Source organism: Caballeronia sordidicola, from assembly GCF_000729995.1.
GTDB lineage: Bacteria > Pseudomonadota > Gammaproteobacteria > Burkholderiales > Burkholderiaceae > Caballeronia > Caballeronia sordidicola_A.
On the sequence record NZ_JNFG01000014.1, the window covers coordinates 19,722 to 31,645 of the forward strand.

10 protein-coding genes are annotated in these 11,924 nt (G+C 58.0%); 2 read left to right on the forward strand and 8 right to left on the reverse strand.

Going from position 1 to position 11,924, the window contains the following annotated elements; translation table 11 throughout:
• Window positions 1–55: 55 nt before the first annotated feature.
• The 6 genes from FH08_RS0115070 to trxB form a co-directional block, all read right to left on the reverse strand.
• Window positions 56–1,567, reverse strand: a complete 1,512-nt coding sequence (locus FH08_RS0115070) for a TolC family outer membrane protein (protein WP_031359116.1) — start codon at window positions 1,565–1,567, stop codon at window positions 56–58.
• Between the two features lie 72 nt (window positions 1,568–1,639).
• On the reverse strand, window positions 1,640–1,963 hold the full coding sequence (locus FH08_RS0115075; protein WP_031359117.1) for a rhodanese-like domain-containing protein: 324 nt from the start codon (window positions 1,961–1,963) through the stop codon (window positions 1,640–1,642).
• 159 nt (window positions 1,964–2,122) lie between these two features.
• Complete coding sequence (locus FH08_RS0115080) at window positions 2,123–2,776, reverse strand: protein-L-isoaspartate O-methyltransferase family protein (RefSeq protein WP_031359118.1); 654 nt, start codon at window positions 2,774–2,776, stop codon at window positions 2,123–2,125.
• A gap of 169 nt (window positions 2,777–2,945) precedes the next feature.
• A complete protein-coding gene (locus FH08_RS0115085; RefSeq protein WP_031359119.1) occupies window positions 2,946–3,566 on the reverse strand; it encodes a trimeric intracellular cation channel family protein in 621 nt (206 codons plus the stop codon).
• 2 nt (window positions 3,567–3,568) lie between these two features.
• On the reverse strand, window positions 3,569–4,405 hold the full coding sequence (locus tag FH08_RS0115090; protein WP_031359120.1) for a Smr/MutS family protein: 837 nt from the start codon (window positions 4,403–4,405) through the stop codon (window positions 3,569–3,571).
• Window positions 4,406–4,674: 269 nt separating this feature from the next.
• Window positions 4,675–5,670, reverse strand: a complete 996-nt coding sequence (trxB, locus tag FH08_RS0115095) for a thioredoxin-disulfide reductase (RefSeq protein ID WP_031359121.1) — start codon at window positions 5,668–5,670, stop codon at window positions 4,675–4,677.
• 380 nt (window positions 5,671–6,050) lie between these two features.
• On the opposite strand from trxB, the gene FH08_RS0115100 reads away from it, so the two are divergent.
• Both FH08_RS0115100 and lolA read left to right on the forward strand, forming a co-directional pair.
• Window positions 6,051–8,366: a DNA translocase FtsK gene (locus FH08_RS0115100; RefSeq protein ID WP_031359122.1), complete on the forward strand. Its 2,316-nt coding sequence runs from the start codon at window positions 6,051–6,053 to the stop codon at window positions 8,364–8,366.
• A gap of 57 nt (window positions 8,367–8,423) precedes the next feature.
• Complete coding sequence (gene lolA, locus FH08_RS0115105) at window positions 8,424–9,089, forward strand: outer membrane lipoprotein chaperone LolA (protein ID WP_200878746.1); 666 nt, start codon at window positions 8,424–8,426, stop codon at window positions 9,087–9,089.
• 423 nt (window positions 9,090–9,512) lie between these two features.
• Here lolA and FH08_RS0115110 read toward each other — a convergent pair whose 3' ends face one another.
• Together FH08_RS0115110 and FH08_RS0115115 are read right to left on the reverse strand one after the other, a co-directional pair.
• Window positions 9,513–10,634 carry a PIN domain-containing protein gene (locus tag FH08_RS0115110; RefSeq protein WP_031359124.1) on the reverse strand — a complete coding sequence of 374 codons (1,122 nt, stop codon included), beginning with the start codon at window positions 10,632–10,634 and terminating at the stop codon, window positions 9,513–9,515.
• Between the two features lie 698 nt (window positions 10,635–11,332).
• On the reverse strand, window positions 11,333–11,911 hold the full coding sequence (locus FH08_RS0115115; RefSeq protein ID WP_031359125.1) for a hypothetical protein: 579 nt from the start codon (window positions 11,909–11,911) through the stop codon (window positions 11,333–11,335).
• Window positions 11,912–11,924: the final 13 nt, after the last annotated feature.

An 11,924-nucleotide genomic window follows, 5' to 3' on the forward strand; every position in this document is an offset into this window, starting at 1 on the left:
TGAGAAAAACCGCTGGCTTCTTTCGTTTTCGAATTAGAAAGATACCCGCGGTTTTTTATTGCGGCATCTGGCGGCGGCCAACCGCATTCGTTTTACGCGCCGCCGCACCCGGATGCGGCACGCTTGGCGCCACCGGCAATGCGGTCAGCGCGGTATCGTCGGTGGGCGAGAGCAGCATGTTGAGCGAGAGCACATCGCTATCGGTCAGGCTCGCTGTTGATGCTTTCAGCTTCAGCGAATTGATCAGCGTGTCGTAGCGGGCTTTGGCGAGATCGCGCCGTGCCGAAAAGAGCTGATCCTGTGCGTTGAGCACATCTATGTTGATCCGCACGCCCACCTGATACCCCAGCAGATTCGATTCAAGCGACGTCCGTGCCGACTGTTCAGCCGTTTCGAGCGCGCGGACCTGTGCAAGTCCACTCGATACCCCCAGAAACGCCTGTCGCGCCGATAACGCCGCCGAACGCCGCGCCGCGTCCAGATCCGCTGCCGCCTTGTCTTCCAGCGCAAGTGTCTGGCGCACGCGGCTCTGCGTCGCGCCGCCTTCGTACAAGGGAATAGTGAGCTGAACGCCCACGGTCGCGTTGGTGTAATACGCGCCGTAATTGCCCAGTTCGGCTGCCGCTGCCGGAACCTCCGGCGAAAGCGTATTCGCGCCGCTCCCAAAACCGCCGCCGAAATTCCCGCCGAAGTTGCCGGCGCCCGCCGCGCCCAGGCTGTTTTTCCCGTAACTTGCGATCAGATCGAGCGTCGGGTAATGACCGGCCTTCGCCTTCAATGTCTCGCGCTGCGAATTTGCCACGGACAGTTGCTTGAGCACGACCTGATAGTTCGCGTCGCGTGCCATATCGACCCATTGCTGCATGTCGGCGGGAACGGGCGGCGGCAGCGTCACGCCGCGTGCGAGGCCGTCCACCCGCGTCACCGGATGCCCGACGATCTGTTCCAGCGCCGCCAGTTTCACCTCAAGATCGTTCTGCGCCGCAATTTCCTGCGAGATCGCCTGATCGTATTTGGCCTGGGCTTCGTTGGTATCGGTGATGGTCGACTGGCCAACATCGAACGAGCGTTTCGCCGATTCAAGCTGCTCGGCAATCGATGCCTTCTGCGAACGCACGATGGCCACGCTGTCCTGCGCGGAAAGGGCGTCGAAGTACGCTTGGCCAAGCCGCACGATCAGGTCCTGACGGGCGGCTGCGAACTGCGCCTGCGCGGACGTCAGGGCAATCTGTCCTTGTTGATAACCTTGCCAGCTCGCGACGTTAATGAGCGGTTGCGTCAGCGAAACCGTATAACCGTTGCTGTTGCCCGTCGATGCAGGGAAACCGCCGCCGAATTCGGTGCGCTGCTCGCTGGCGGTCGCCGTCGCCGAGAGTTGCGGCAACAGTTTCGCGCGGGCCTGGGGTAATTGCTCGCTGTCGGCGGTGAGGCCGGCGCGGGCGCTCTGCAACTGCGCGTCGGTTTCAAGCGCTTCGTCGTAAAGCTGGTTGAGACTCACGGCCGAAGCCGGCGAGCATGCAAACCCGGCGCCGAGACTGCATAGCGCGAGTGCGAACATCGGGCGCATGGGATTCGTCCGGGACCGGTGAGCGGAGGGCAGAGCGACTAAAACGAGAACGCTAAAGCGAAAGCGGACGGATCAGTACGTGGGAACAGTTGGGTCGACCTGACGCGACCATGCGTCGATACCGCCGAACAGGTTGAACACGTGCGTAAAGCCGCGGGATTCCAGGAACATGCCGACCTGCGCGCTACGGGCGCCGTGGTGGCAGATGCAGACGATCTGCGCTTCGTCGTCCAGTTCTTCGCTGCGGGCCGGGATATCGCGCATCGGGATGACGACAATATTCGGGAGCTTGGCGGTTTGAATTTCCCATGGTTCGCGAACGTCGAGCAGGACAGGGGCGGGACGCGATGTATCGGCGAGCCATTCGGCCAGTTCGGGTGCGGACAGATTTTGCATGGGATTCCGGTGAAAGTGGTTAGCGACGGCGAGCCGGGCGGCCCTCCAGTGCTACCCGCACAGACAAATATGCAGCTTGCAACTTGATGCTTCGGACTCGCCGCAATGAGGCCAAAACTAGCTCCAGGGCGAGTCCGAACGTGAAACCAGGCCGTCGTATCAGAACTTGAAGCGCGACGGCTGCACAGCGTTCTTGAGCGGCGGGATCAGCGTTTCGAAGATATCGGCGACGCGGAATTGCTTTTCGTCCACGCGCGTAATGATCTGCGCCTTCATGACCGGCGCGCCACCGACAAACGCTGCCAGCCGGCCACCGATCTTCAATTGATCGAGGAATTCCTGCGGCAAGACCGGCAGGCCGCCCGAGACGCAGATCAGGTCGTAGGGTTCGCTCTCTTTCCAGCCGAGTGCGCCGTCACCGAGCACGACCTGCGCATTCGACACGCCGTTCGCCGCCAGGTTTTCTGCGGCCAGCTTCGCGAGTTCGGGCTCGATTTCGACGGTGGTGACAGAACGGCCACGGGCCGCGAGCAGCGCCGCCATGTAACCCGAGCCAGCGCCGATCTCCAGCACGACTTCATGTTTTTTCACGGCAAGTTCCTGCAGCACCCGCGCTTCGACTCGCGGAAACAGCATGTGTTGGCCGGCGGGCAGCGGAATTTCGAGATCCGCGAACGCGATGTTGCGATACGCGGCCGGAACGAAATTTTCACGCTTGACGATCGACAGCAGGTTCAGGACGTCCTGGTCCAGCACATCCCAGGGACGGATCTGCTGTTCGATCATGTTGAAACGCGCTTGCTCGATGTTCATGTTCAGTCTGCGGGTCGATCGACCGTTGGGGTGGAGTTGACGTAACGACTTGACGTACTGCAGCGCCGTAAATAAGGCGAAAATCGAAGAGAGATTGTAGCAAATAGCAGGCGGCTTTCGCTGGCACGCGTGGGCGGGGCTGCAGGGCCGGCGTCCCGACCGCGACGGATCAATGGGGCAGCCGGACGTCCAGCTTGAGTGTGGCCAGCCGTGCGATCAATATAAACCCAGTCGATACCAGCACGTTGTACACCCCTTCCAGCCCCAGCCAGTCCAGTCCGAGATATAGCCAGCAACCCGCGAGCGCACACACCGCATAGGGGCGCGAATCGCGCAGGATCAGCGGCACCTCGTTGCACAGCACGTCGCGCATGATGCCGCCGAACACCCCCGTCATCACGCCCATCATGGCTGCCGTGAACGCGGGCATCTGCGCATCGAGTGCAATCGACGTCCCCGAAATGCTGAACAGGCCCAGTCCGATGGCGTCTGCAATCAGCAGCGCGCGCTGATCGAACAGGCGTGTGGTCGTGCGCAGCAGCAACGGCGCAAAAATCGCCATGAGGAAGATGACGATCACATAGTCCTGATGCTGGACCCAGTAGAACGGCCGGCGCGAGAGCAGCACATCGCGCATCGTGCCGCCGCCAAAAGCGGTGGCGAGCGCCACCAGAAAGGCCCCGACAACATCCAGCCGGCGCTTTCTCGCTTCGATCAACCCGGAAATCGCATACGCGAAGATCGCGAACGCCTCCATGATCGAGATGGCCAGCGTGAGCCTGGGATGCACGTTTACAGCCCCTTTCGCTGGTCGCGCCGCTGATCGGAATCCCGGTCTTGCGGATGACTGTGATGCTGCGGCGAGCCGCCGGGCTGAAGCAGCACGAGCACGGCGCCCGCGCCGCCGTCGTGCGGCCGCGCCTGACAGAATGCGATCACTTCCTCTTTCTGCACGAGCCACGCGCGCACTTTGCCCTTGAGCACCGGTTCGCGTCCGATCGACCCAAGTCCCTTGCCGTGGATCACGCGCAGGCAGCGCAGCCCGCGTTTCACCGCTTCACGGATAAATTCCGATAACGCCTCGCGCGCTTCCTCGCGCCGCATGCCGTGCAGGTCGAGTTGCGCCTGCACGATCCACGCGCCACGCCGGAGCTTGCGCACCACTTCCTGACGCACGCCGTGGCGGCAGTAGGAGAGGGTGTCGTCGGTATCGAGCAGGCTTTCGGGATCGTATTCATCGGAGAGCGCTTCGTGCAGGACGGCTTCTTCATCCAGGCGCGTCTGGAGTGGCAGCGGCGACGGCGGCACGCGCGGCAGCGGCATGCGGGGCGGGACTTTGAGCGGCGCCACCTCACCGATCGAACGACGGAACACGTCCGCGTCCGCCACGGTTTCGCGTTCGGCCATCACGGCGGCGGCGCGCTGTATCTTGCGTTTGGCGGCTTCCGCTTCGAGAGAGCGGCGCAGGGTGCCGAGCCCGGCGAGGCCATCGCGTTTCAAGGCCGCCGACAATTCTTCCGGCGTTGGCGCACCGGCCTTGGGCGAAGCGGCGGCGATAGCAGACGCAGACGTGGAGTCGCGCTGGCGTCTCAGCTTGGGTTCGTTCGGATGGGGCAGGTTCTTGGGCATTGCACGGTTGAAGAAAATGCACGGCGGCGAAACACGGTTCTCGCCGCTTCCGGAAACCCTTTTTAACATGGGAAGGGGAAAAATCGGCGCGTCGGGTGTTTTCTTAACCGTTTTCATCCAGCATCGACGGTGCTCAAAACGAAAAAACGCCGGCCGATCCAAGGGATCGCCACCGGCGTTTCATTGCTTTGTACCCGGCGAACCGGAGCGTATTCAGAATACAGGCGGAGCTTAGCGTGTCAATCAGTCCGCGCTGCCTTTCCCGTCGCTTACCGTTCCGCTTCGGCGCTCATCGAGTGCACGGCGGGATTTTCGTTGATGCTTTCAAGGTACCGCTGAGCATCGAGTGCGGCCATACAGCCCGTGCCGGCGCTGGTGACAGCCTGGCGATAGATGTGATCCTGCACGTCGCCGGCCGCGAACACGCCCGGAATGCTCGTGCTCGTTGCGTTGCCTTGCAGGCCGCCGGTCGTGATGATGTAGCCGTTTTTCATCTCGAGCTGGCCGACAAACAGGTCCGTATTCGGCTTGTGGCCGATTGCAACAAACACGCCTTGCAGCGGCACGTCGCTGGTCGTGCCGGTGTCGGTGCATTTGATGCGCAAGCCGGTCACGCCGGAAGCGTCACCCGTGACTTCGTCCAGCACATGGTTCCACTTGATATCGACCAGGCCTTCCTTTTCCTTCGCGAGCAAGCGATCGATCAGGATGGGCTCGGCGCGGAACTTGTCGCGCCGATGCACCACGGTCACCTTCTTAGCGATACCCGCCAGGTACAGCGCTTCTTCCACGGCCGTGTTGCCGCCGCCGATCACCGCAACTTCGCCGTTCTTGTAGAAGAAACCATCGCACGTTGCGCAAGCGGACACGCCCTTGCCCATGAACGCTTCTTCCGACGGCACGCCCAGATATTGCGCCGATGCACCCGTCGCAATGATCAGCGAGTCGCAGGTGTACTCACCCGAGTCGCCGATCAGGCGGATAGGCCGTTCGGTCAGCTTGGCGGTGTGGATGTGATCGAAGACAATTTCAGTGTTGAAGCGCTCGGCGTGCTCCAGCAAACGCTGCATCAGTTCCGGACCTTGCACGCCCAATGGGTCACCGGGCCAGTTTTCGACGTCGGTGGTGGTCATGAGCTGACCGCCCTGCGCGATGCCCGTGATCAGCAATGGCGACAGGTTGGCACGCGCCGCATAGACAGCGGCGGTGTAGCCGGCGGGGCCGGAACCGAGAATCAGCACTTTTGCGTGTTTGGGCGATGACATGAGAGCAATCCGTTGTGGTTAGGGCCGAACCGTTGATCCGCGTGGATCCGCGTTGATCTATTAAACGGTTCTTATCGACTTGAGCGCGCGGACGGTGGAAAGTCGCTCGTGGCGGCGAACCGCATGCCACGCACTGCTGCCGGTGACCTGTAGTTAGGTGCGAGTTCGCCATTATAAAGGGGGTGAAGAACGCTCGCCGAGTGATCCTTTCAATGGCCGCCATAGCACGCTGCAGGGCTTGTCGCGTGTAACTCGTGTGTTACAGGGTGAAACCGCAGACCATTTTTGCTCGACCATCGCAATGCAGCGTTTACAATGCGTCATTAAACCTGTCGACCCGACGCACCCCCGTGCGGCAGGTCAGAAAGCCTTACGGATCAATGGCAAAAGCTACCTATTCTGCAAGCGCGCAGGCATTGCCGCACCGCATGTCGCGCCTTTTCACCGAAATTCGATGGATCTTGCAGGTCGCGCTCGGCGTGTTCCTGCTCATGGCGCTGGTGAGCTACAGCCGCCACGATCCAAGCTGGACCCACGCCGCCCAAGTCGACCAGATCGCCAACTGGGCGGGTCGCGTGGGCGCGTGGACAGCAGACATCCTGCTGCTTTTGTTCGGGCTGTCGGCCTATTGGTGGGTCGTGTTGCTGGTTCGGCGGATCATCGCGAATTATCGGCGGATCACGAATCAGGAAGCGGCTGATGACGCTCCGGCGAAAGATCGCACCTGGCTGGCCGAGGCGTTCGCGTTCGTGCTGGTGCTGGCCGCCAGCGACGGTCTTGAAGCGTTGCGGATGTGGTCGCTCAAGGTGCAGATGCCGCGTCAATATGCATCGGGCGGCGTGGTTGGCGAAGCGATTGCGCACGGGGTTTCGCACGCATTGGGTTTCACCGGCGCTACGTTGTTCCTGCTGATCGCGCTGGCGATCGGTTTGTCGCTGTATTTCAACTTCTCCTGGCTGTCCGTTTGCGAAAAAACTGGCGATGCCATCATGGCGACCATCACGGGTGCGAGGATGCGCCGCGAGGCGGGCCGCGACCGCAAGCTGGGTGAAGTTGCAGCTGTAAAGCGCGAAGGCAAGGTGGTGCGCGGGCGCGTGAAGATCGAGGAGCAGGAGCCGGTCATGATCGTGCCGCCGGTCGCGCCGGCCAAATCGGCGCGTGTGGAAAAGGAAAAGCAGGTGCCGCTTTTCACCGATCTCCCCGGCGATTCCACGCTGCCGCCGCTGGCTCTGCTCGACGCCGCGCCGGAAGTGAAGGAAACCATTTCCGCCGATACGCTCGAATACACGTCGCGGCTGATCGAGAAAAAGCTGAAGGATTTCGGTGTGGAAGTGGCCGTGGTGGCCGCATACCCGGGTCCGGTCGTGACGCGATACGAGATCGAGCCGGCAACGGGTGTGAAGGGCTCGCAGATCGTCGGGCTGGCGAAGGATCTGGCGCGCTCGCTGTCGCTCGTCTCCATCCGCGTGGTCGAGACCATTCCGGGCAAGAATTTCATGGCGCTGGAGTTGCCGAATCAGCGCCGCCAGACCGTGCGTCTGTCCGAAATCCTCGGTTCGCAGGTTTATGCCGATGCCGCTTCACCCCTGACCATGGGTCTCGGCAAGGATATTGGCGGTAAGCCGGTATGTGCCGACCTAGCGAAGATGCCCCACTTGCTGGTGGCGGGCACCACGGGCTCGGGCAAGTCGGTGGGTATCAACGCGATGATCCTGTCGCTGTTGTACAAAGCCACCGCCGACGAAGTCCGCATGATCCTCATCGACCCGAAGATGCTCGAAATGAGCGTCTACGAAGGCATTCCGCATCTGCTCTGTCCCGTCGTCACCGACATGCGGCAAGCCGGTAACGCGCTCAACTGGGCAGTGGCCGAGATGGAACGCCGCTATAAGCTGATGAGCAAGATGGGCGTGCGTAATCTTGCGGGCTTCAACAACAAGATCGACGAAGCCACCAAGCGCGACGAGAAGATCCCGAATCCGTTCAGCCTCACGCCGGACGAACCGGAACCGCTTAACCGCTTGCCGACCATCGTGGTCGTGATCGACGAACTCGCCGACCTGATGATGGTGGTCGGCAAGAAGGTGGAAGAGTTGATCGCGCGGATCGCGCAGAAAGCGCGCGCAGCCGGCATTCACCTGATTCTCGCTACGCAACGGCCATCGGTGGACGTGATCACCGGCCTGATCAAGGCCAACGTGCCCACGCGGATGGCGTTCCAGGTGTCGTCGAAGATCGATTCGCGGACCATCCTCGACCAGCAGGGCGCGGAATCGCTGCTCGGCATGGGCGACATGCTTTATCTGCCGCCGGGTTCAGGGTTGCCGGTGCGCGTGCACGGCGCGTTTGTATCGGACGAAGAAGTGCATCGCGTGGTGGCCAAGCTCAAGGAGCAGGGCGAGCCGAACTACATTGAAGGCGTGCTCGAGGGCGGCGTGCTGGGCGATGGCGAGGACGGTGCGCCAGGCGGTGCAGCAGGCGGCGGAGAAGGCGAAGCCGATCCGCTCTACGACCAGGCCGTCGAAATCGTGATCAAGAACCGGCGCGCATCGATCTCGCTTGTGCAACGGCATCTGCGGATCGGTTATAACCGGGCAGCACGGCTGCTCGAACAAATGGAAAACTCGGGGCTCGTTTCGTCGATGTCCTCGAACGGCAATCGCGAAATCCTCACGCCGGCGCGTGAAGCTGAATAAGGTTATCTGGAGAGTTTTTATATGCAGTCAGTTTTGGGATCGGCTTTGAAATCGGTGATGAAATATCAAGGCCGGACGATAAAAGCCGTCGTATTTGGCGCCTCCATGCTGCTGGCGTCGCAGGCTTTCGCAAGCGGTACCGAGCAATTGAAGGCGTTTATTGCGCAGGTTCACTCGGCGCATGGCAGCTTCGTCCAGCGTGAAGTGAAGGCGCCGAGCAAAGCGGCGGCATCGGCTACGCAGGGCATGGCGGCGCGGCTTGGCGGCACGTCGAGCGGCACGTTTACGTTCGCGCGGCCGGGCAAGTTCATCTGGGCGTACGACAAACCCTATGCGCAAATCCTGCAGGCTGACGGCGACAAGCTCTATGTGTACGACAAAGACTTGAACCAGGTCACTATCCGGCCGTTAGGCAACGCGCTGGGTGCGAGCCCGGCTGCGATTCTTTTCGGCAGCAACGACCTCGACAAGAATTTCACGTCGCGCGACGCGGGCGTGAAGGATGGCATCGACTGGCTGGAACTGACGCCGAAAGCGCAGGATACGCAATTCCAGCAGGTGGGTATCGGCTTCAAGGACGGCAATCTCGAAGCGATGGAACTGCATGACGTGTTCGGCAATGTCACGTTGCTGACGTTCTCGAACATCCAGAAAAATCCGCCGCTCAAAGCCGATCAGTTCAAGTTCATCGTGCCGAAGGGCGCAGATGTGATCAACGGCTGACGCAACAGGGGCTGCCCGGATAGGTTTTCAGGCAGGCGCGAGGATTTGATGTTCCTCACGCCTAAACTTAGATAGAGCTGCGATCAAAGCTTATGACGTGACAGGCAATCTCGTATCCGTTACACCCGCTGAAATCGCGCATTGAAGACGAGGCGTGCATCGGCGTCTCCCAGCAGCGTTCCAGGTGTTTCTGCCGTTGAAGACACTTACTTGATTGAGAGTCACGATGGAGCGCCCATCAATGGCCCGGCGCAGTGCAATCGAAGTATGTATTCAGAAAGCCTCGCGTACGCGCTCGAGGAAATTGAAGACGTAGCGCCATAGTATTGTAACTACGAAGTGAGTTGACCCATGCGACTCAACGATGTTTCAGCCATCTGACCAAACTTTATTCAGCTAGGGATGATTTATCCCACGCCAAGATCACGTCCGATGGCGTGAGGCTATACCGTCACCGCTCGGTTCAACCATTCCAAAATCGATAGAAAGATTCTCTTCGTTCAACAAGATCTCCGTCGATACGGAACCTTTGTCATCGGTTAGTAATAGTCCGCCCGAAATATCCTTGCCGATATAATATGTTCCTTGTCCGAGCGGTTTGGTAAAATTTTCATTAAAGAAGTAGAAGGTTGACCAAAAAGTGGCATGAGCAGTAACGTCGAAGAGTATCGATATTGCCGCATCATCGTCTCGTATTCGACTACCATTCCCGAATTCAAAGTTGCCTAACTCTATCTCATTAATTTTCGCCGTATATGCAAGTATGCTCATTCCGTGGGCACGGGATTCATTGGACAAGTGTCTTCTTAGGAGTTGGGCGGTGGATTTATGAAAATTGTCGCTTTGAATTGTCTGTCGTACACGTTCAAAGCGAGTCTGCGCCTCGACCTTACGCACTTCTTCGCTTTCGTTGATGATAGCCAGTGCTGTTTTTAGATCCTCAACGATAAATAGATTTTCATTGGCTCTTTCCTCACAAAAGCGCATCCAATCCCCATCGGCACTTACGATTATGGTGCCTCCTCTTGATGCGCGAGTCCACGCCTCGATTCCTAGCAGCGCAATCGCATCGGGAAATTCTTTGCGCTTCGTTGGACCAAATGGCGGCCGACCGTTAAAATAAAGATGTAACACTTCGTCGATGGTCGCATGGTCTGCCGAGATTACGTCAGCGGCCGTAGTCAGTAGAAAATCGTTGATTTCATGCCAGGCGAGCTCTGAAGGGGTGCGCGCTTCAGAAATAAGGAAATCAAGCTCCCGCGCATTCGGCGCGACTTCAGGAATTTTTGTCAACTTCTTTAATGTCTTTTTCCAAGAATCCATGCCATCTTGATGTGATTCGGAAATTTTTCTTTTGATTTCATCGACGACAACAGAAGAAAGAATTAGCTTGAATCGACTTTCTCGAAATTGCGCTAGTTGACCAATTAGTCCACCTTTCAAAGATAGGCCATTTTGCAGGAATGTGCTTGTATCAATGCTAAGATGCCGAATAAATCCGTCTCGAACGAGTTCTTTTAGGTGCCCAGCCTGATCTTTTTCCATTATTGTGCAATGCCATAATCCAGAACAGAATGATTTTACATCGAGAGCCTAGATCATAGGCACCTTGATCGGCGCAGTGTTGCCGTAGGCGGTTGTGGCTGTGCAACGTAAGTGCTAAAGAGTGTTTTCCTTTTGGCTCATATAGAGTGCTGATGTGGTGGTGTATGCCTTCACCTGTAGGCTTCTTCGTATTGCACGCGTCGAAGTCCAAGGGAGCAAACCTGACAGCATCCGCTGTACTGATCTTTCCTGTCCAGCCATCAGGGAGTTAAGAGACTGTGGCAAACAAGTCCGTTGCTGAACTGCGTGCACTACTGGGAAGCACTCGGGCTGAATTGGAAGCAGCTATTGCGGGAGAATCGACCGTCGTACTAGCTGACATCCACGCGAAAAATTGTGCTCTATGGCTTTACAGAAAAAGACGTGTTTGATCGCCGTCGCATGGCGAGTCCTGTAGAAGTTAAGTATCAGAACCCCGAGACAGGTGAAACACGGAGTGGTCGTAGATGCGCTCCAGTTTGGATCAAGGACGCCAAGAACCGCGACAAATTTCTGATCAAATAAGCCGCTACCAGGGAGCATGACAAGGAAGCACACGCATTTTGACTTGCACCCCAAAAATTGGATGCCAAACGAGCCTTTGGGGGCGTAGTCTAAAACATCCGAGATTTTTTATTTGAAGTATCCTTTTCTGAGTTTCATTTCTCAGTGTGCCACTCTTCATAGTGATGGCTGAATCGAGTGCTCCCCTTTATCTCATCAAGATTGGTTTCGTGGATTTGAAAATCATTATTTGTGCGGATCTCAAATGCATACTTTACTCTGTCAACCCAGCCAGGGATTGATACCAATATTACCCGGAAATCCTTAACGTAAAGGCTTCGATACTCGTCATCAAGGTATCTTGGCTCCTTCTGGTTTTCGTCTTGTGTTGGCCACCAATAAGCATCTTCGATTCTCTTAAGGACGTTTAGCTTGAAGAGGCGAAAGAAACGATTGGGATTTACTGTTGGTTTGAACACGGCGAAACTGTGGATGATCGATGCAACGGACCCGGGATTGTATAGCACCAGTTTGACGAGGAAGCGCCCATCAAGTTGCTCTGCGTTAATGTATTTGAGGACTATCCTACTGCTCCTGTGCAATGCTCGGGAAATGTAATAGCTCGACTGTTGCGTTCTTCTGTTTTTAATGTTGATGTAGAGAAGGTAGAGCGATATAAGTAGGCCCAAGATGGCGATAACTAGCGAGACTATCTGTTGTGTTTGTTGGTTCACGGAGCCTCAATAT

Bases quoted from the DNA above. Each gene is read 5' to 3' on its own strand.
- FH08_RS0115070 (WP_031359116.1), bottom strand. From the start codon at position 1,567: ATGCGCCCGATGTTCGCACTCGCGCTATGCAGTCTCGGCGCCGGGTTT.
- FH08_RS0115080 (WP_031359118.1), bottom strand. From the start codon at position 2,776: ATGAACATCGAGCAAGCGCGTTTCAACATGATCGAACAGCAGATCCGT.
- FH08_RS0115075 (WP_031359117.1), bottom strand. From the start codon at position 1,963: ATGCAAAATCTGTCCGCACCCGAACTGGCCGAATGGCTCGCCGATACA.
- lolA (WP_200878746.1), top strand. From the start codon at position 8,424: ATGAAATATCAAGGCCGGACGATAAAAGCCGTCGTATTTGGCGCCTCC.
- trxB (WP_031359121.1), bottom strand. From the start codon at position 5,670: ATGTCATCGCCCAAACACGCAAAAGTGCTGATTCTCGGTTCCGGCCCC.
- FH08_RS0115100 (WP_031359122.1), top strand. From the start codon at position 6,051: ATGGCAAAAGCTACCTATTCTGCAAGCGCGCAGGCATTGCCGCACCGC.
- FH08_RS0115090 (WP_031359120.1), bottom strand. From the start codon at position 4,405: ATGCCCAAGAACCTGCCCCATCCGAACGAACCCAAGCTGAGACGCCAG.
- FH08_RS0115110 (WP_031359124.1), bottom strand. From the start codon at position 10,634: ATGGAAAAAGATCAGGCTGGGCACCTAAAAGAACTCGTTCGAGACGGA.